Raw genomic sequence first — 19,124 nt, 5'->3', positions numbered from 1 at the left:
AGGTAAGATAGAATAGGAGGCTGAAAATGAGTAAGACAGCGAAGATGATCATTGATAAAGATTTCCGGATTTCCAAGGTAGATGAGAGAATTTATGGTTCTTTCATTGAACACCTCGGACGTGCCGTATACGATGGCTTATATCAGCCGGGCAATCCGTTGTCGGATGATGATGGATTCCGTAAAGATGTCATTGATCTGGTAAAGGAACTGAATGTGCCGATCATCCGTTATCCGGGTGGAAACTTTGTATCAAACTTTTTCTGGGAAGACAGCGTAGGACCGGTGGAGGAGCGTCCGGCACGCCTGGAACTTGCATGGAGAAGTCTGGAAGAAAATAAGATCGGATTAAATGAATTTGCAAAATGGACGGATAAAGTAAATTCCAACATGATGATGGCAGTAAATCTTGGTACAAGAGGAATTGCAGATGCATGCAATCTTCTGGAATACTGCAACCATCCTGGTGGAACGAAATACAGTGATCTTCGTATCAAACATGGAGTGAAAGATCCACATAACATTAAGGTATGGTGCCTGGGAAATGAGATGGACGGACCGTGGCAGCTCGGACACAAGACCATGGAAGAATACGGACGTCTTGCAGAAGAGACCGCAAAGGCAATGAAACTGATCGATCCATCCATTGAACTGGTATCCTGTGGAAGCTCAGCTCTTGATATGCCGACATTCCCGAAGTGGGAATCTACCACTCTGGAGAATACATATGATTATGTAGACTATGTATCTATGCATCAATATTATGGAAATCGTGATGATGATACCGCAGATTTCCTTGCATGCTCTGATGATATGGATGAATTTATCCGTACAGTCATTGCAACCTGCGATTATGTAAGAGCGAAAAAACGTGGAAAGAAAAATATCAATATCAGTTTTGATGAGTGGAATGTATGGTTCCATTCAAATGCGGCAGATGATGATATCACACAGAACCATCCATGGCAGGTAGCACCTCCGATGCTGGAAGATATTTATACATTTGAAGATGCACTGTTAGTCGGTCTGATGCTGATCACATTGCTGAAACATGCAGACAGAGTAAAAATTGCATGTATGGCACAGCTGGTCAACGTAATTGCGCCGATCATGACAGATCAGGGAGGCGGAGCAGCCTGGAAACAGACAATTTTTTACCCGTTCCTTCATGCATCCAGATATGGACGTGGTGTTGCATTAATGCCGCTTGTTCAGACAGCTAAGCATGATACTGCAAAACATGAAAATGTTACTGACGTAGAAAGTGTTGCAGTGTATAATGAAGAGAAAGAAGAACTTACAATTTTCGCTGTTAACCGTACACTGGATGAAGATATTGAACTGACAACAGATTTAAGAGGTATGGAAGGCTTCCATCTGACAGAGCATATTGTAATGGAAGAATCCAATCTGAAACTGGTGAACAGTTCTTATGAACAAAAAGTAGTACCAAAGACAGTAAACCGTTCAAAGATGGACGGCGGAATTATGACAACTCTTCTTGGAAAAGCATCATGGAATGTAATCAGATTAAGTAAGTAGAGGCGGATAGATAATGAAATTTCTGGCAATTGACAGTCCGGTAATGAGGGTACTTGGGCGACTTGGAGATATTATAATATTGAATATGATCTTTGTAGTTGGATGCATTCCAGTGATCACCATTGGAACTTCATTAAGTGCATTGTACGCGGTAGCGATGAAGATGGCAAGAGGGGAAGAACCATCCGTGTGGAAGGAATTCTGGAAAGCGTATAAAAGGAACTTCAAACAGGCAACCATTTGCTGGCTGATCATGGCTGTCGTTGCCATACTGTTGTTTGTGGATTTTCGTATCATAAGAGTTTTTCAGGGAAGCATGTATAGTGTGATGCGTGTGATTCTGGCAATTATTCTTGGAATGTGGATACTGATGTTCCAGTATCTGTTCCCGTATATTGCAAGATTTGAAAATGGTATTTTTGCGACATTGCGCAATGCATTACTTCTTGCAGCAGTGAACATTCCGTTTACAATCGTGATTACAGGTTTAAGCGTCGGATCACTGATAGTGACATTATTTACATCCAGATCATTTGTAGTTGCAAGTATTTTATGGGTGTTCTTCGGATTTGCAGTATTATCGTATGCACAGTCATTTCTGCTGTGCCGGATTTTTGAAAAATACGAATAGAGTTGTGAACACTAAATAGAAAATAATATAACAGGGACAAGACAGAAATCGCTATAATGCCTGGAAATTCAGGTGTTATAGCGATTTTTTGCCGATCCGGTAATATGGACACCGCCGTACCAGATTCCTTCATTTTCAAAATTTCCAACTTTTGATGGCTTTTCTGATGGAAGAAATTATCCCATAACAATTTCTACATGATATTCATTCACATTCTCATCCGGTCGAATACAGATTCCGCCTTTTGCTTCTTTATCGGTTCTTACAGGTGCAAGATCTTCTGATTCCACGTCATATGCATCCGACGATCATCTGTGAGTACACATATGGCTCTGTGTGGTGGATATCACTGATGTCTTCAAGGTAAGCAGGGCAGGTCTTGCGGTAGATCTCAAATGCTCTGTTACCACGTCCGATTCTCGTCTCAGCAATCGATACCCATGGATTGTTGTGGCAGAAGATACCTGCATTTTCTTTATATCCCGGTGAATAAGAAGAAATTTCACCAAGGTTGAGGTGATAAGTTGTATATGCAGGCTGGAGCAGAACAATACCGTACTTTGTAGCCAGCTTTTCTTTAACAGAATTCAGAGCTTTTTTCGCCTGGCCGTCATTTACACCGACATCGGCAAGTACACAGAATCCCTGTGGTTCGATGTAAATCTGGCCTTCCTTGCATTCTTTGGATCCGACTTTTTCGCCAAATGCATCGTAGGCACGGAGATCAAAGCACTTTATGAGATCACGCCACTGATGGGAATTAAGACACTTCTCGGTGGAAATACAGAAGTTACATTTGTACAGGGATACAAACGGGATGAAAAGAAAGAAGAGTCTGAGGCGAACTGGCAGGAGACCAGCCTGGAAGATGGCGGTGGAAGCAGAAAAGAAGAGCAGTCTGTGGATGTGAAAGTAAAAGAAGAAAGAGCACTCCTCAGAAAAGAGGCAGCAGAGCTTGCCGCGCAGTATGATGAGGTCATTCTGGTTGGTGGTCTGAACCATGAACATGACAGTGAAGGAAATGACCGCGCAGATATGAAGCTTCCATATGAGCAGGATGAACTGATCCGAGAAGTACTGAAGGCAAATCCGAATACGGTGATTGTCATGATGGCAGGAAGTCCGGTTGAGATGGGAAGCTGGATCAAAGACGCAAAGGCTGTTGTATGGAACTGGTATTCCGGAATGGAAGGTGGAAATGCGCTTGCCGAAGTTTTATTTGGAAGAGTAAGTCCATCCGGAAAGTTGCCGGAAACCTTCTACAAAAAGCATACGGACTGTTCTGCACATGCAGTCGGAGAATTTCCGGGCGACGAAAAGGTGCGTTATAAAGAAGGCGTTTTCGTAGGCTACCGCTATAATGATACTTTTGGGATTGAACCGGAATTCTGTTTCGGACATGGACTTTCCTATACAACCTTTGCCTATTCAGGTGCAGAGATAAAAAGGAACGGGGCTAAGCTGCAAGTCAGCTGTGATGTGACCAACACAGGAGACAGAGCAGGAAAAGAAAGCGATGTAGTTGAAGTCAGAATCGGAAGCTCATCAAGGAATATAAGAATTGCGAGAGTGTTGTAAGAAGATGAAATGGAGAATCATCCGCTCCGGTATCAGCCGGGGTCTGGGAGATTCTCCATTTTTATTTAATCATGATTTATTCATTTATTTCAAAACGCCAGTGCTGCCTGATTCCCGGATATTTCTGGTGATCGACTTCGCTCATAAACATATCGTATGGTCTTGCACAGATTTTGAATGGTGCATACATTGCCTGGTAGACAACCAGCTTTTCGCCTGTTTCAGTATGCTCGGCGAAAGCCAGTACATTGTAGAGATATTTGGTGCTCTCTTCGGATACCCATTCTCTTTTGAAATGGCGCACGATATCGCCAACATGGATTTCATGGAGGGGTTCTGCGTCATTTTTTTCGGTATTGGCAGAAAGCGTAGAAGCAGGCTGTGCTTCTGGGATAACCGTACTGGTTTGTGTTGAGGCAGACGATTCCGGGTGGAAAATTACAGACGCAGAATCTGCTTTATTTTCCGGATCGGCATCCAGATAAATATATTCATCTTTATCAAGAGAAACCGGTGCGCCGGTCTTTCCGATAATATGGACACCACCATACCAGGTGCCTTCGATTTCAAAAGTATCTCCGATCTGATATTCGGAAGAATATTCATCGTTCTTTTTTATAATTTTAATCTTATCCATAGATAGTACACTCCTGTTTGTATTTGAAAACTAATCTAATTATATGTGCATTTTCCAATTTTTCCAACCTAAAAATGGGAAAAATCGTGTATACTGGAAAGTACTAGTTGCTGGTCACAGGTACTGTGAACAGTAACTAGTACTACGGAAAGGGGAAAGATAAAATGGTAAAACCAATTATGAGAGATCTCTTTTTTCTGCGCCAGAAGGCAGAGAAAGCAACGAAAGGAGATTTTCCAGTTGCAATTGATTTACTGGATACATTAAAAGCGCACGAAGATGGCTGTGTGGGAATGGCAGCAAATATGATCGGGGTAAATAAAGCGATCATTGCAGTCAATATGGGATTTATGAATGTTGCGATGTTCAATCCGAAGATTGTAAAGAGAAACGGAAAGTATGAGACAGAAGAAGGATGCCTGTCTCTGGATGGCGTAAGAAAATGTGTGCGTTATCAGGAAATTGAAGTAGAATACGAGGATATCAATTTTAAACGGCAGAGACAAAAATACAGTGGATGGACGGCGCAGATTATTCAGCATGAGTGCGATCATCTGAATGGGATTATTATTTGATGGTATCCCAAAATCAAAGGTCTGGCATTATGGTTTCGCGTTTTGTGGAAAGAAAGTCCTGATTGGAACAGATAAATCGGAATAATGTTGTTATTACAACAGAAATGAAAATCCAGAAACCGTATACTTATCCATACAAAAAAAGAAGGTATGAGGAATGAAAATATGAGTAATACAGCGACGATTTCGCAGGGACAGGAGATTTTAGCACTCCAGGATGAACTGACCGGTGCGCTGATCGGTCTTGCCAGATCCTGTGGTAACAATCCAAAGACAGAAAACACAGATGAGATTATCATCGAAGGTCTTGTGCATACGATTACGAACAGTAACACCGGGGCAGCAGCTTTAAAAGCGATGATCGAAAAAGTAAGAGAAGAAAAAAATACCGTCGCACCGGATTGCGCAGTCTGTGCAGCACCGTGTGGCAATACCTCCGAATATGATGTGAGCAATATCTGGAAACACGAAACAGATGTGCGCGGCGTGGAGACTGCAATCCTTTTCGGAATCCGGGAGATGGCAGCTATCATTTCCCCGGCTGTCGTTATGGGGAAAACAGATGCGGAAGTGAACGGATTTTTCTATAAGGCACTCTGCATGATCAGCTATGGAATGAGTAAAGAGGATCTGTTTCCGGTTGTACTGGAACTGGGGGCGATGAATCAGAAGTGCAGAAGGCTTTTGGAACAGGTATAGTATAGAAGGATAAAGAGGTTTATGGCTTAAGGGATTTCTTGACAGAAAACAGGGGATTTGGTATTGTTTAAAAGATGGAAATATCTGACAGACAAAAATGAACCGACAGAAAAAGAAATGAAATAATAAGAAGCGGGTTGTGTCGGACAATCCGCTTCTCTTGTGTTAAAAGGAAAAGAGGATAAAAATGGAACTAAGTATACTTTTGATGGAACAGATTGCAAAACTGTTTATTATGATTTTTATGGGATATGTGGTAGTCAAAATGGGATTGCTGAAAGATGAAGACAGTAAGGTACTGTCAACACTGGTACTGTATCTGATCGTACCGTGTGTGATTTTGAATGCGTTTCAGGTGGATTACACACCGGAAAAAGTGAGTGGACTTGAGCTTGCCTGTATCGCATCGTTATTGCTCCTTTTTATTTTACTTCCGGTTGTGAATCTGATCGGGAAAGTTCTCAAACTGAATGAAGTAGAAACGATGTCCATTTATTATTCCAATTCAGGGAATCTGATCGTACCACTTGTGGCATTTATGCTTGGAGATAAATGGGTATTTTATGCGTGTGTATTTATGGGACTTCAGACTATCTTTTTCTGGACACACTGTAAAAAAGTACTTAGTCATGAAAAAGGATTTAATCTGAAGAAAATATTCTTTAATATCAATATCATTACGATTATCATTGCGATTACTTTGTTTTTTGCCAAAATACGTCTGCCGGAAATCATTACAGGAACGCTTAGTTCAGTCGGAGCAATGATTGGACCGGCAAGTATGTTTGTAATTGGGATGCTGATCGGTGGAATGGATTTAAAGAAAGTATTGACGAATAAGAAAGCATATTTTATTTCGTTTATGCGACTGATCGTGATTCCGCTTATTGCGTTGCTTATCCTGAAGGTAAGTGGTCTTGTGGGATGGAATAAAGAAGGAGAAGAAATCCTTTTGATCGTATTTATGGCGGTAATTTCGCCGGTTGCTTCAACTGTTACACAAATGTGTCAGGTATATGACAATGATTCCAGATATGCCAGTGCGATCAGTGTGCTGACTACACTTGGAGCGATTGTGACGATGCCGTTGATGGTACTGGTGTTCCAGATGGTGATGTAAATAGAGAAGAGAAAAGAATGTTCTTGGAAACAGGGGCGTTCTTTTTTTGTGTCAGGAAATAGTTATTAGTAGAAAATGTAGAAAACCTTTTGCTGAATATAATACAAGAGACTTTGTGATAAATGCACAAAAAAATAAAGGGAAAATTGCTAAATACAACAAAAATAAATAATAGTATTTACATTTCATAGGCAAGGTTGTATATTATAGAAAAAGGAACTGGTCATGACGACATGACATCATAACAAAGGAGGAAGAAAAATGAAAAAAAGAGTAGTACAGGCATTGGGATGCTTACTTGCAATGACAATGGTAGCAGGAAGCCTGACAGCATGTGGAGGAAAATCTGAGAAAAAAGCGGAAAAAAAGGAAGGAAGCGATGTAAAGGTTGCAATTATTTGTTCGGCTGCCGGACAGAATGATAATGGATATAATCAGTCTGCTGTGGAAGGAGCAAAAAAAGCTGCCGATGAATTTGGAATTGAATATAAGGTTGTCGAGCCTACAACAGGTGTACCACAGGCGCTGGAATCACTGGCTGATGATGGATACAATGTAATTTTCAATCTGGAATATGATTTTGAAGCGTTGATTCAGGGAACAGGTGGAGCACAGCCAATTGCAGAGATGTATCCAGATACAACATTTGTATGTGTAAATGATAATCCAAACCAGGATAAAGATGGAAAGACAATCCATGATAACGTAATCAGTGTATTGTTTGATGTACATCAGGCATCTTTCGTAGCAGGTGCACTTACTACATTGGTAAATGAAAATGCAGAAACTTTATTTGGTACAGATGGTTATAATTTCACACCTGCAGATAATGGCGGACGATCCGTAGGATTTATCGGAGGAACTAATTCAAATGGTATCACGGTATTCTCTTATGGATATATCGAAGGTATCAACTATGAAGCTGAAAAGCTGGGTGTAAATTATGATTACTATGCAAAATATGATGCAGGATTTGCTGATTCTGCAACAGGAAGTACAGTAGCAGGAACATATTATAATCAGGGAGCAAATATTGTATTCTCAGTAGCTGGTTCTGTAGGTGATGGTGTTGCATCAAAGGCAAAAGAAGAAGGAAAGCTTGCAATTCAGGTAGATGCTAACAAAGATGATCAGCAGCCAGGATATGTTCTGACAAGTGTTATTAAAAATACAGAAGTACCTGTATATGACATTGTAAAAGAAGCAGTAAATGGAAAGATTGATAAGATGGATCGTGCACAGACATATTCATTAGCATCAGGCGCAGCTTCTATTACAGATCTTTCAGAAATCAGCAAACATATACAGGATAGCGGAAAAGACAAATGGGAAGAAATCAAAACTGAAATCAAAGATGTAGAAGACAAGATTTCAGATGGAACAATTGTAGTAACGGATGCGCAGAGTGGAGAAGAATTCGATGCTTCTAAATGCCCGAATGTTACAGTAAAATAGTTGTTTTGACAGAAAGGAAGCAGCAATATGAACAGCATGATACAGACGGTTGATCTGACCAAAAAGTTTAACGATTTTGTCGCAAATGATCATATTAATCTGGATGTAAAAGAACAGGAGATTAAATGTATTGTAGGTGAAAACGGTGCAGGAAAATCTACAATGATGAATATGCTCTACGGATTGCTGCAGCCAACAAGCGGAAAAATCCTGATCCGGGGGAAAGAAGTTACACTGAACAGCCCGGTTGATGCGATTGCAAACGGGATAGGGATGGTGCACCAGCATTTTAAGCTGGTGCCGTCTCTTACCGTATATGAAAATATACTGTTGGGTGCGGAAATTACACAGAAAAAAGGCGGAATGAAAACTCCGTTTATCGATCAGAAAGAGGAAATTAAAAGAGTTGAGAAACTGATTCAGGAAAATCATCTGGAATTAAATGCAACAGATAAGATTGAAGATATATCTGTCGGTGGACGTCAGAGAGTAGAAATTCTGAAGATGTTATACAGAAATGTAGACATATTGATTCTGGATGAGCCGACAGCCGTACTTACACCACAGGAAGTTGATGAATTGATTGCAACGCTCAAAAATCTAAAAGAGCAAGGAAAAACAATCATTGTTATTACACACAAATTAAGGGAAGTAATGGAACTGGCAGACAGTATTACTGTAATAAAACAGGGAAAAGTTGTTGGAAATGTATTAAAGAAGGACACAAGTGAACGAGAACTGGCACAGATGATGGTCGGAAGAGATGTTGTTCTTACTGTAAATAATGAACGAAAACAACAAGTTGAATCAGAGATTATGTACAAAGCAGAAAATCTTACGACTGTGAATGACTATGGAAAAGAAGTTGTATCAGATATGTCATTTGAAGTGCATAAAGGTGAGATCCTTGGAATAGCCGGTGTTGAAGGAAACGGACAGTCAGAGCTTGTAAAGCTTATGACTGGTTTGATGGAATCGACGAGAGGAACAATATTTTTTGACGGTAAAGATATTACAAACTGGTGGCCGGAAAAATTAAGAAAAGCAGGAATTGGAATTATTCCTGAGGACAGATATGCACAGGGATTGTGCCGGGAAATGACGGTTTCCGATAACTGTATAGCAGGATATCACGGAGAAAAAGATGTTTGTAAACACGGACTTTTTAATAAGAAAATAATCAATGCCAAAAGAGATAAATATATTAAAGAATTTGATATCCGTCTTGGTGATGTGAATGGCAATATAGGCAATTTGTCAGGAGGAAATGCGCAGAAAGTTATCATTGCAAGAGAGCTTTCTGCAAATCCCAAACTTCTGATTGCCTGCCAGCCAACGCGAGGCGTTGATATCGGATCTATTGAATTCATCCATAAACAGATTCTGAAATTCAGGGATGCAGGAAATACTGTTATCCTGATTTCAAGTGAACTGTCAGAAATTATGAGTTTATCTGATCGGGTAATTGTTATGTATAAAGGTAAAATTTCAGGTGAAGTATCGCCAAAAGAAGTATCTATGGCTGCTATGGGACTACTGATGGCCGGAATTGGAAAGGAGGAACAGGATCATGAAAAAGAAAGATAGTATTATAAAAGGAATCGTCAATTCTGTACTTCCGGTAATTCTTGCATTTGCATTTGGAGCAATTGTTATTGCAGCGATCGGAGAAAGTCCACTGGAAACTTACGGGGTATTGATCAGGAAATCACTTTTGACAGAAAAAGGCTTTATGAATACGCTGCATTATGCATCGCCGCTTATTTTGACAGGACTTGCGATTGCAATTACATTCAAAGCTAATTTGTACAACATGGGTGTAGAAGGACAAATGCTTTTGGGAGGATTCTTTGCAGGAATCACTGGAGCATATCTTAACATTTCCAATCCATTTATAAGTAAACTGATTTGCTTTTTAGTTGCAATTATTTGTGGAATGTTATTTGCATTGATTCCGGCAATTTTGAAAGCAAAATGTAATGTAAATGAGATGGTTGTAACTTTGATGTTAAACTATGCAGTTTCAAAGACTTTGGAATTTTTAACCACCGGTGTATTCAAAGATAAGAGTGCAGGGTATGTGGCTACACCAACGATTAAAGAGGATGTAATGTTCAAAAGATTCGGAGCATCAAGAATGACTATGTTTTTTGTAATTGCAATGATTATTCTGGTGATTATGTATTTTGTTATGAAAAAATCAAAACTGGGATATGAAATTACAGCAATCGGAAAAAATCCGGAATTCGCAGAAGCAACAGGTATGAATGTCGGCAAGAAAATCATTATCATGATGCTGATCAGTGGCGCACTTTCCGGTGTGGCTGGAGCAGGATGGATGTTAAGTGATCAGTTTAAATATACGCTGACATTTTCTGCAAACCCTGGTCTTGGATGGGATGGTATGTTGATTGCTCTGCTCGGTGGACATTCGCCAATTGGAATTTTGATCGCGGCAATCTTTTATGCTGCATTAAAAACCGGTAGTGACAGCATCAATATGTATACTGCAGTTCCGAAAGAAATCGTTGCAATTATTCAGGGAATGATCATTCTGTTCCTGGCAGTTAAGTTTATTGGTGATAAAACAAGCGTATTTGGTCGTTTTAAAAAGGCGAAAAAGGAGGATGCATAATGGAATTATTAAATAGTATTTTGTATGACACAGTATACCATAGTGCTCCTATTATTCTATGCGTGATCGGTGGAATATTTGCATATAAAGCAAATGTATTGAATATCGCACTGGAAGGAATGATGCTGAATGGAGCATTTATTTCAGTGTTAGTCGAGTATCTGACAGGAAGTGTGGCTCTGGCAGTGATTGCCGCAATCGTAACGACTTTATTGTGGGGACTTGTATTTTCATTCTTAGGAATTACTTGTAATGGTAATGTTATTGTTATCGGTCTTGGAATTAACTTGATTGTTCCAGCGATTGCAAAATTTGTACTGAAAGTTATGGAGCTTGCTAATATCAGTCTTCAAGATGTAGGAGTTGCAGATTTTAAGATCAATATACCGGGCATCAAGAGTATTCCGCTGATTGGTGGAATCGTAAGTGGTCATCCGGTCATTACATATCTGGCATTTATTGGAATTGCGGCAGCAGCTATTCTGATGTACAAAACAAAATTTGGAATCTATGTCAGAGTTGTTGGTGAAAATGAAGATTCAGCGATCAGTCTTGGACTGAAAACACAGAAATACAAATATATTGCTGTTCTGATTGGAGCATTTTGCTGTGCATTAGCCGGAATCAATTTATCAATGGAGAGAATGGCAATGTTTACAAGTGATATGACAGCAGGACGAGGCTTTATCGCAATTGCAGCAATTTATTGTGGACAGGGGAAACCGGTACAGTCTTCACTCTATGCAATCTTATTCGGTGTTGCAAGATCACTTGCGGTCAATTTAAGTGTATATGCAGGACCGGCAGCAGGAATGTTCGATACAATTCCATATATCATCATGGTAGCGGTGCTTGCAGTTGTTTCATTTATGAAATTTAAGGATGTTAAGGTAAGAGGATACAAGTTCGACTAAGGGGGAGGAAAATGGCAAAGACAGCATTGATTATTGTGGACATGGTTCGCGATTTTACGGATCCGGAAGGTCTGGTATTTTATCCTGAGAATCAAAAGATTCTTCCACGGATTAAAAAGGTTCTGGATGAAAGCCGGAAACATGAACTGCTGATTGTTTTTTTACAGCACTGTAACAGAAAAGATAAAGTAGATAAAAAAGCACAGTCCATGAGACCAAATTGTATAGAAGGGACTTTTGGAATTGAAATTGATCCAATGTTGGAAGTTGATGAAAAGAAAGATTATGTCATCCGAAAGAGAAGGTACAGTGGATTCTTCGGCACAGACCTGGATCTGGTATTGCGGGAAAATGAAGTGGAAAATGTAGTCGTTGTTGGAACGAAAACAAACTGCTGCATTCGGGCAACGGTGACAGATGCATTTTATCTGAATTACAACCCATATGTTATCCGGGAATGTGTGGCAACGAATTCAGAAACAGTTAATGAAGTTCATCTGACAGATATTGATAAGTATCTGGGAAAAGTCATCGATATGAATACATTCAGCAAGATGCTGGAAGAGGGACAGTTGTAGGAGGCACGGATAATGAAAGTAGATGTTCTGACAAGCGGCTATGTAAGTATGGATCACATTATAAAAATAGCAACACCTGCCAAAGTGGGATTTACATCACTGGTTACAAATAAATCCAATTCAAAAATTTTTTACGGAGGCTGTTCTGTAAATATTGCCTATGCACTTTGCCGGCTTGGAATGAAGGCAATGCCAGTTTTAAGAGTAGGCGGAGATTATGAAAGTAATGGTTTTAAAAAGTTTCTGGAAGAAGGAAATGTACCACAGGATGGGATTACACAAATAGCAGAGGAAGCAACCAGTGTATGTTATTTGTTACAGGATAATAATAACGATCATATTACCATATTTTATCCTGGAGCAATGGATGGAAGATATGCACAGAAAATGAAAGACAGCTTGTTTGAAACGGCAAAGCTGGGAGTGATAACCGTTGCATCAAGACCAGACAATGAAGAGTTTTTTGCAAAATGTAAAAAGCATCATGTACCGGTAGTTTTTGGAATGAAAGATGATTTTGATGCATTTCCAGAACCATTTTTGAAACAGTTGTTAACAGAAAGCAAAATCATTTTCACAAATGAAGTAGAATGTGAAATTATTGAAAAGCTTTTCGGACTAAATACGATTACAGAGCTGTTTAAAATTGGAAAAGCAGATATCATTGTGACAACTCTGGGAAAAGACGGAAGCATTTGTTATGTGCGGGAAGACGGAAAAATACGGAAAGAAGAGATTGGAATTTGTCAAGTGGAACAGGTAGTAGATGCAACTGGATCGGGAGATGCTTACATGGCAGGATTTGTTTATGGATATTTACATGGATATTCTCCGGCAGACTGCTGTAGGCTTGGAAGTGTATTATCTTACTTTGTTTTACAGGCAGAAGGGTGCTGTACAAATGCGCCAACAGAACAGGAATTATTACAGAAATTTGAAACATTACGTTGAAAGGGGAAATGCAGATGAGTACATTATATATGGGAGCAAGCGAAGAAACGGTTGCGAAATATGTACTTTTTTCGGGAGATCCATGGAGAGTAGAAGTTGTAAAAAAGTATTTGGATAACCCCAAAAAAGTTGCATTCATGAGAGAGTTCAATACATATACAGGAACCTATAAAGGAGTAGAGATTACAGTAACGTCGACGGGAATCGGGGCACCGTCCGCAGCGATTGCGATGGAAGAGATGTATGAGTCTGGAATGCAGGTCGCTGTAAGAATGGGGACAGTAATGTCTATGCAGGATGATATGCTGGGACATTTTATGATTCCGATTGCCGCAATGAGGCGTGAGGGAACCAGTCAGACCTATGTGGATCTGAGTTACCCTGCGGTTGCAGATATTGAACTTGTTAATGTGATGAACGAAACAGTTCAACAAATGGGAAAACGGTATTTGAATGGACTTAATTGTACGATGGATGGATTTTACAGTTGTATGCATGATTCTAAATTTTCTCTGGAGTGTGGACGTGATATGTCAAAAACATTTGAAGAGGTCAAGAAACTTGGGGTAACAGGAATCGATATGGAATCTTCATGTATTCTGACACTGGGACGACTGATGGGAGTTAAGACCTGTATTTTAACAGTGGTTACGGTACTTGAAAATTTGAAGGAAACTTTAAAGGGACAGGATCGTGTAGATGCAGAGGATTTACTCTGTAGAACAGCGCTGGAAGGAATTTATAATTATCATATAAAAAGAGAGGATGGTAAACATGAGTAAAGAGATACTTACTTTAAATTCACAGACAGTAATCGGAATGGTGCATTGCCTTCCGCTTCCGACAACAGCTGGATTTGATGGGGATTATCAGAGAATTATTGACCGTGCAGTTCAGGATGCGGTTACACTTGAAAAAGCAGGGGTAGATGCTGTTATTGTAGAAAATATGGGGGATACACCTTTTTCCGCTTTTTTAAATAAAGCACAGGTAGCGGCGCTTACAGCTGCAGCATATGCTGTGAAACAGGCAGTTCAGATTCCAGTAGGACTTGACGCAGCGTTTAATGACTGTGAAGCAGATATTGCGATTGCTGCAATGGTAGGAGCATCCTTTATCAGAGTTCCAGTATTTGTGGATACAGTATTGTTTACAGATGGAATTATTCAGCCATGTGCAAAGAAATGTATGGAATATCGCAAGATGATGGGACAGGAAAATGTTAAAATTCTTGCCGATGTGCAGGTAAAACATGCGCATATGTTAAGAGAACATATTACGATTGAGCAGTCAGCAAAAGATGCTGCATCAAACGGAGCAGACGGAATTATTGTTACAGGTACACAGGTTGGAGAAGAGACACCACTGGATCTGATTAAGAGAGTGAAAAATGTAGTAAATCTTCCGGTGTTTGCAGGAAGTGGTGTAAATGCAGAAAATATTCATGATCAGCTTCAGACAGCAGATGGTGCGATTATCGGTTCCAGCTTGAAAGAGGGAGGAATTTTAACAAATCCAATCTCTTATGAACTGGTTAAGAAAGTATTAGACGGATTGAAATAGAGAAAGGCAGGAAGATAAAAATGATGCGACCAATGAAACTTGCAGGATCAGAATTGATGTTTGGAGAAGGAAGTCTTGCATATATTAAGACAATTAAAGCAAAAAAAGTCAGTATTGTTATTGGCGGACATAGCATGGAAAAGAGTGGAATGCTGGCAAAGGTAGAAGGATATTTTAAAGAAACCGGTGCTGAAACAATGGTTATCAGAGGCGTAGAACCAGATCCGTCTTTTGAAACTGTACTCAGAGGAAGAAATGAAATGCTGGAATTTGAACCAGATCTGATTGTCGGACTTGGCGGTGGATCAGCAATGGATGCTGCAAAAGCAATGTGGATCTTTTATGAACATCCGGAATTGACTCAGATGGAAGATATTCTTCCGCCGAATGAATTTCCGAAATTACGAGGTAAAGCAAGAATGTGTTGTATTCCTTCGACAAGTGGAACAGCAAGTGAAGTTTCACGTTCTATCGTAATTTCAGATAATGAAAAAGGATTAAAGCATGGTGTTGGAAATATGGAAATGATGCCGGATATCGCAATCTGTGATCCGGAAGTAACAATGTCTATGCCGGCTAAGATTACCGCAGAGACAGGAATGGATGCGCTTACCCATGCACTGGAAGCACTTGCTTCAAACCGTGCAAATTATCTGTCAGATATTCTTGCAAGCCAGGCAGCCCAGGATATTATGGAAACTTTACCGACTGCATATGAGAATGGCAATGATATAAAAGCAAGAGAGACTATGGTACAGGCATCTATGGTAGCTGGAATTGCATTTACCAATGTATCGCTTGGAATTGTACATTCTATGGCGCATACAATCGGTGGTATTTTCCATGTATCACATGGTCTGGCAGACGCCATTATTTTGCCGTACATCATCAGATATAATGAGCAGAATGAAACTGCGAAAGAAGTTTATGCAAAATTTGCAAAGAGAATCGGAGCAGAAAATCTTCATGAAGCAGTAGAAGCGTTAAATGAAAAGTTAAATATTCCAAAATGCTTTAAAGAGATCATTCCGGATGAAGAAAAATATATGGCAAAACTGGATGAGATGGCTCCGCTTGCAAAAGCTGATGGATGCACAAAAACAAATCCGGTTATTCCGGAAATTGACGAATTTAAAGAATTATTTATCAAGGTGTACAGAGGAGAATAAAAATGGAGATTATTTGTTATTTATCAAATGGATATCCTACAATTGAAGCAAGTTATAATATGGCAGTAGAATATGCAGATGCAGGATGCAGAATGATGGAAGTGGATTTTCCATCCAGAAATCCATACCTGGAGAGTGATTATATTGCAGGAAGAATGAAAAAAGCACTGGAGGCTTGCGATGATTATGAAAAATATATGGATTCAATTGTTGCCATTCAGAAGAGACTTCCAGATGTGAAGATTCTGGTTCTGGCATATGAAAATACAGTTGAAGAGATTGGTGTAGACAGATTTATTGAGTTCTGCCTGACAAATAATTTAAAAGATATTTTGCTTGTTGGCTTAAAAGATGATATTATTAAAAATAAGATAATTGCAGCGGGGCTTCAGGTATCTTGTTATGTACAGTTCCATTTACCGAAAGAAGAAGTGGAAATGGCAAAACAATCAAATGGATTTGTATATTTACAGGCGAAGCCGTATGATACACAGCAAAAAAATGAGGAATATCCTACATTAAAAGATTGTGTAGAGTATTTAAGAAGCTGTGGAATTGAAAGACCTATTTATTGTGGGGTAGGCGTTCATGCACCAGAAGATGTAAGACTAGTAAGAGAGGCAGGCGGGGATGCAGCGTTCGTTGGCAGTACAATTCTAAAACTTCATGAAAATATTCCTGCAATGAAAGAAAAGATCAGGGAATTTAAAGCTATGTGTTAACACTTGGAATATTCTGTGATCAAAAAAGGTGAGATGGGGTGAAGGAGATGTTCGACGAAAAGTTACCTAAATATTATCTTGTGAAGAAGGCAATCGTAGAGAATATTGATAATGAAGTTTACGATTCAAAGGAGCCGATTCCGAGCGAAAGAGAATTGATGGAGACTTATCAGGTCAGCAGAATTACGATCCGGAAAGCGATTGATGAATTGGTCACAGAAGGATATTTGTACAAAGTCCAAGGAAAAGGAACCTATGTAAAGACGGATGAAGGAAGTAACAATCTTTTTTCAATTACGAGTTGTACGGAAGATGTATTAAAACTGGGACTAACACCAAGTAAAAAAGTTGTTGTTTCAGAGCTGGTTGATGCGAATGTAAAGAGAGCAAAAGCACTTGAGATTACAACCAGTGATAATGTTTATATGATAGGAAGAATCTTATATGCAGATAAAGAGCCGCTAAACTATACGCTGACTTTTCTGCCGGAAAAGATTTTTCCGGGTTTATCAAAGTATGATTTGAAAAAGGAATCCCTTTATCAGATCATAACAGAAGTTTATGGTGTTAAAATAACAAAGGCAAGAAGAACGATTGAGGCGATCGGGGCACAGGATGAAATTGCCGAGTATTTGGACATCGAGGAAGGAACACCGATTATTCTGTTTCGTTGTATTACATATGGCATTGTGAATGGAAGAGAAATTCCGATCGAGAATTTTAAATGCTATTATCGAACAGATAAATTTAAATTCTATATTGATCAGGTGAGATAAAAAATCAGGGAAATAGTAAAATTGAGCACATCGAGCTCTTCGAAAAGTCGTCAGCAGAAATGTTGGCGACTTTTCAATTTTTGGAAAAATGTTACAAATCTAATACAAAAAACAAAGAAAAAAGTGGCAAACAGGTGTGAATATAGATGGAAAAATGTTACAATACTAATAATGGAGGTGCAAAAGCATGCTGGAAAGAAAGATATACAGAAAATTAGATGAGTGGAAGCGGACATCAGATAAAAAAGCACTGTGCATTATTGGAGCCAGACAGATAGGGAAAACTACCATTATAAGAGAATTTGCAAAGAAAAATTATGAGCATTATGTTGAAGTTAATTTTATCTTAGATAAAGAGGCGGGGAAAATATTTGATGGTAATTTGGATGCAGATACAATCATTACGAATCTGACTGCGTTTAAAATGCAGGAATTTGTACCTGGAAAAACTTTGATTTTTTTAGATGAGATTCAGGAATGTCCAAATGCCAGATGTGCAATTAAGTTTCTGGTTGAGGATGGAAGATTTGATTATATTGAATCAGGATCGCTTTTAGGAGTACGATACAAAGAAGTACCATCTTATGCAGTTGGCTATGAAGAAATCTGCTATATGTATCCGATGGATTTTGAGGAATATATAAGAGCAAATGGAGTTCAGGACTCTACAATTGAATTATTGAAAACATGTTATTCTGAACACAGTGAGGTCCCGGAAGTGGTTCATCAGACTATGTTGAAATTATTTTACACGTATATTGTTGTCGGAGGAATGCCTGCAGTTGTCCAGATTTATGTGAATACGCATGATATAGGAAAAGTCGTTGCACTTCAGAGAGAGATTTTAGAATTGTATCGTCTGGATATTGGAAAATATGCAGAAGGGTCAGACAAAATTAAAATCAGGGCAATTTTTGACAGTATTCCGGCACAGCTTAACAGCAAAAATCGGAGATTTATTTTAAATAAAATAGATGATAAAGGAAGGATGAACCGTTATGAAAATGCATTTTTATGGCTGAGTGATGCAGGAGTTGCACTTCCTTCTTACAATATTGAAGAACCTCAGCCGCCATTGCGTCTGAATGAAAAAAGAAATCTGTTTAAACTATTTATGGGAGATACAGGGCTTCTGTGTGCAGCATGTATGGAAAATATTCAATTTGCGCTGTTGAATGGTAATATGGAAGTGAACATGGGAAGCATTTTGGAAAATGTATTTGCACAGATTATTAAAAGCAACGGTTTTAGTTTGAATTATTTTGAATCGAAAAAATATGGAGAATTAGATTTTGTGATTCAAAACGGAATGGAAGTAGATTTGCTGGAAATAAAATCCGGAAAAGATTACAAAAAACATTTTGCATTATCAAAAGTGTCGGCAGTAGAAAACTGGGAGTTTGGAAGAAAAATCATATTCTGTTCCGGAAATGTAGAGGAAGAAGAAGGAATGGAATATCTTCCGTGGTATCTGGCAATGTTTTACCAGGTGAATAAAGAACCAAAAGAATATAAATATGAAGTGGATTTGTCGGGATTGTTATAAAAAGAGAGTGCTCTTTGATGCAAAAAGGGTATTT

Annotated in this window: 19 protein-coding genes and 1 pseudogene; 18 read left to right on the top strand and 2 right to left on the bottom strand. The window is 39.1% G+C overall.

The genetic code is table 11. The features are described from left to right. Positions 1 to 26 precede the first annotated feature (26 nt). A complete protein-coding gene (gene arfA / locus PGW42_RS03680) occupies positions 27 to 1,541 on the top strand; it encodes an arabinosylfuranosidase ArfA (RefSeq protein WP_117557384.1) in 1,515 nt (504 codons plus the stop codon). Positions 1,542 to 1,554: 13 nt separating this feature from the next. Further along, positions 1,555 to 2,172, top strand: a complete 618-nt coding sequence (locus tag PGW42_RS03675) for a YesL family protein (protein ID WP_117557386.1) — start codon at positions 1,555 to 1,557, stop codon at positions 2,170 to 2,172. 300 nt (positions 2,173 to 2,472) lie between these two features. Here the strand turns inward: PGW42_RS03675 and PGW42_RS16060 are convergent. Next, a pseudogene (locus PGW42_RS16060) lies at positions 2,473 to 2,895 on the bottom strand (GH36-type glycosyl hydrolase domain-containing protein); the annotation flags it as partial. A gap of 30 nt (positions 2,896 to 2,925) precedes the next feature. On the opposite strand from PGW42_RS16060, the gene PGW42_RS03665 reads away from it, so the two are divergent. Beyond that, positions 2,926 to 3,750: a glycoside hydrolase family 3 protein gene (locus PGW42_RS03665; RefSeq protein ID WP_117557443.1), complete on the top strand. Its 825-nt coding sequence runs from the start codon at positions 2,926 to 2,928 to the stop codon at positions 3,748 to 3,750. A 76-nt stretch (positions 3,751 to 3,826) separates the two neighbouring features. Here PGW42_RS03665 and PGW42_RS03660 read toward each other — a convergent pair whose 3' ends face one another. Next, positions 3,827 to 4,387 (bottom strand): DUF1653 domain-containing protein, encoded by a 561-nt coding sequence (locus PGW42_RS03660; protein ID WP_179976207.1) that lies wholly within the window; start codon positions 4,385 to 4,387, stop codon positions 3,827 to 3,829. A gap of 164 nt (positions 4,388 to 4,551) precedes the next feature. Between PGW42_RS03660 and PGW42_RS03655 the strand changes: the two genes are divergently transcribed. The 15 genes from PGW42_RS03655 to PGW42_RS03585 all read left to right on the top strand — a co-directional run bounded on the left by PGW42_RS03655 (position 4,552) and on the right by PGW42_RS03585 (position 19,090). After that, complete coding sequence (locus PGW42_RS03655) at positions 4,552 to 4,962, top strand: peptide deformylase (protein WP_055247494.1); 411 nt, start codon at positions 4,552 to 4,554, stop codon at positions 4,960 to 4,962. Positions 4,963 to 5,127: 165 nt separating this feature from the next. Further along, a complete protein-coding gene (locus PGW42_RS03650; protein ID WP_270203010.1) occupies positions 5,128 to 5,661 on the top strand; it encodes a hypothetical protein in 534 nt (177 codons plus the stop codon). A gap of 187 nt (positions 5,662 to 5,848) precedes the next feature. Beyond that, positions 5,849 to 6,781, top strand: a complete 933-nt coding sequence (locus tag PGW42_RS03645; protein WP_195250532.1) for an AEC family transporter — start codon at positions 5,849 to 5,851, stop codon at positions 6,779 to 6,781. A gap of 261 nt (positions 6,782 to 7,042) precedes the next feature. Further along, the gene (locus PGW42_RS03640) at positions 7,043 to 8,236 is read left to right on the top strand and encodes a BMP family lipoprotein (RefSeq protein WP_117557392.1); all 1,194 of its coding nucleotides are present in this window, start codon (positions 7,043 to 7,045) and stop codon (positions 8,234 to 8,236) included. Positions 8,237 to 8,263: 27 nt separating this feature from the next. Further along, positions 8,264 to 9,823, top strand: coding sequence for an ABC transporter ATP-binding protein (locus tag PGW42_RS03635; protein WP_270203009.1), 1,560 nt, complete (start codon positions 8,264 to 8,266; stop codon positions 9,821 to 9,823). Continuing rightward, positions 9,807 to 10,871 (top strand): ABC transporter permease, encoded by a 1,065-nt coding sequence (locus PGW42_RS03630; protein ID WP_181974521.1) that lies wholly within the window; start codon positions 9,807 to 9,809, stop codon positions 10,869 to 10,871. Before PGW42_RS03635 ends, PGW42_RS03630 begins: the two co-directional genes overlap by 17 nt. Further along, complete coding sequence (locus PGW42_RS03625) at positions 10,871 to 11,785, top strand: ABC transporter permease (protein ID WP_008373427.1); 915 nt, start codon at positions 10,871 to 10,873, stop codon at positions 11,783 to 11,785. The genes PGW42_RS03630 and PGW42_RS03625 overlap by 1 nt, the downstream gene beginning before the upstream one ends. Before the next feature lie 11 nt (positions 11,786 to 11,796). After that, on the top strand, positions 11,797 to 12,363 hold the full coding sequence (locus PGW42_RS03620) for a cysteine hydrolase family protein (protein WP_022219927.1): 567 nt from the start codon (positions 11,797 to 11,799) through the stop codon (positions 12,361 to 12,363). A gap of 12 nt (positions 12,364 to 12,375) precedes the next feature. Then, positions 12,376 to 13,314, top strand: a complete 939-nt coding sequence (locus PGW42_RS03615; protein WP_008373430.1) for a carbohydrate kinase family protein — start codon at positions 12,376 to 12,378, stop codon at positions 13,312 to 13,314. A 14-nt stretch (positions 13,315 to 13,328) separates the two neighbouring features. Further along, positions 13,329 to 14,096, top strand: a complete 768-nt coding sequence (locus PGW42_RS03610) for a nucleoside phosphorylase (RefSeq protein ID WP_117824480.1) — start codon at positions 13,329 to 13,331, stop codon at positions 14,094 to 14,096. Beyond that, a complete protein-coding gene (locus PGW42_RS03605) occupies positions 14,089 to 14,877 on the top strand; it encodes a BtpA/SgcQ family protein (RefSeq protein ID WP_022219925.1) in 789 nt (262 codons plus the stop codon). The genes PGW42_RS03610 and PGW42_RS03605 overlap by 8 nt, the downstream gene beginning before the upstream one ends. Positions 14,878 to 14,897: 20 nt before the next feature. Continuing rightward, a complete protein-coding gene (locus tag PGW42_RS03600) occupies positions 14,898 to 16,046 on the top strand; it encodes an iron-containing alcohol dehydrogenase (RefSeq protein WP_055247497.1) in 1,149 nt (382 codons plus the stop codon). 2 nt (positions 16,047 to 16,048) lie between these two features. Next, on the top strand, positions 16,049 to 16,768 hold the full coding sequence (locus PGW42_RS03595) for a tryptophan synthase subunit alpha (protein WP_022219924.1): 720 nt from the start codon (positions 16,049 to 16,051) through the stop codon (positions 16,766 to 16,768). 47 nt (positions 16,769 to 16,815) lie between these two features. Then, on the top strand, positions 16,816 to 17,544 hold the full coding sequence (locus PGW42_RS03590; RefSeq protein WP_055155437.1) for a GntR family transcriptional regulator: 729 nt from the start codon (positions 16,816 to 16,818) through the stop codon (positions 17,542 to 17,544). Positions 17,545 to 17,731: 187 nt separating this feature from the next. Then, positions 17,732 to 19,090 carry an ATP-binding protein gene (locus PGW42_RS03585; RefSeq protein WP_117557398.1) on the top strand — a complete coding sequence of 453 codons (1,359 nt, stop codon included), beginning with the start codon at positions 17,732 to 17,734 and terminating at the stop codon, positions 19,088 to 19,090. Positions 19,091 to 19,124 lie beyond the last annotated feature (34 nt).

The organism is Coprococcus sp. TM115-187, from assembly GCF_027679115.1.
Taxonomy (GTDB): domain Bacteria; phylum Bacillota; class Clostridia; order Lachnospirales; family Lachnospiraceae; genus Allocoprococcus; species Allocoprococcus comes.
The sequence above is the reverse complement of the archived record's forward strand: the minus strand, read 5'-3'. Positions and strand labels throughout refer to the sequence as shown.

Excerpts from the sequence above, each read along its gene's own strand:
- PGW42_RS03635 (WP_270203009.1), top strand. The coding sequence starts at position 8,264 with ATGAACAGCATGATACAGACGGTTGATCTGACCAAAAAGTTTAACGAT.
- PGW42_RS03605 (WP_022219925.1), top strand. The coding sequence starts at position 14,089 with ATGAGTAAAGAGATACTTACTTTAAATTCACAGACAGTAATCGGAATG.
- PGW42_RS03640 (WP_117557392.1), top strand. The coding sequence starts at position 7,043 with ATGAAAAAAAGAGTAGTACAGGCATTGGGATGCTTACTTGCAATGACA.
- arfA (WP_117557384.1), top strand. The coding sequence starts at position 27 with ATGAGTAAGACAGCGAAGATGATCATTGATAAAGATTTCCGGATTTCC.
- PGW42_RS03675 (WP_117557386.1), top strand. The coding sequence starts at position 1,555 with ATGAAATTTCTGGCAATTGACAGTCCGGTAATGAGGGTACTTGGGCGA.
- PGW42_RS03610 (WP_117824480.1), top strand. The coding sequence starts at position 13,329 with ATGAGTACATTATATATGGGAGCAAGCGAAGAAACGGTTGCGAAATAT.
- PGW42_RS03660 (WP_179976207.1), bottom strand. The coding sequence starts at position 4,387 with ATGGATAAGATTAAAATTATAAAAAAGAACGATGAATATTCTTCCGAA.
- PGW42_RS03655 (WP_055247494.1), top strand. The coding sequence starts at position 4,552 with ATGGTAAAACCAATTATGAGAGATCTCTTTTTTCTGCGCCAGAAGGCA.
- PGW42_RS03665 (WP_117557443.1), top strand. The coding sequence starts at position 2,926 with ATGGGAATTAAGACACTTCTCGGTGGAAATACAGAAGTTACATTTGTA.
- PGW42_RS03650 (WP_270203010.1), top strand. The coding sequence starts at position 5,128 with ATGAGTAATACAGCGACGATTTCGCAGGGACAGGAGATTTTAGCACTC.
- PGW42_RS03590 (WP_055155437.1), top strand. The coding sequence starts at position 16,816 with ATGTTCGACGAAAAGTTACCTAAATATTATCTTGTGAAGAAGGCAATC.
- PGW42_RS03595 (WP_022219924.1), top strand. The coding sequence starts at position 16,049 with ATGGAGATTATTTGTTATTTATCAAATGGATATCCTACAATTGAAGCA.
- PGW42_RS03620 (WP_022219927.1), top strand. The coding sequence starts at position 11,797 with ATGGCAAAGACAGCATTGATTATTGTGGACATGGTTCGCGATTTTACG.
- PGW42_RS03615 (WP_008373430.1), top strand. The coding sequence starts at position 12,376 with ATGAAAGTAGATGTTCTGACAAGCGGCTATGTAAGTATGGATCACATT.
- PGW42_RS03625 (WP_008373427.1), top strand. The coding sequence starts at position 10,871 with ATGGAATTATTAAATAGTATTTTGTATGACACAGTATACCATAGTGCT.
- PGW42_RS03630 (WP_181974521.1), top strand. The coding sequence starts at position 9,807 with ATGAAAAAGAAAGATAGTATTATAAAAGGAATCGTCAATTCTGTACTT.
- PGW42_RS03600 (WP_055247497.1), top strand. The coding sequence starts at position 14,898 with ATGATGCGACCAATGAAACTTGCAGGATCAGAATTGATGTTTGGAGAA.
- PGW42_RS03585 (WP_117557398.1), top strand. The coding sequence starts at position 17,732 with ATGCTGGAAAGAAAGATATACAGAAAATTAGATGAGTGGAAGCGGACA.
- PGW42_RS03645 (WP_195250532.1), top strand. The coding sequence starts at position 5,849 with ATGGAACTAAGTATACTTTTGATGGAACAGATTGCAAAACTGTTTATT.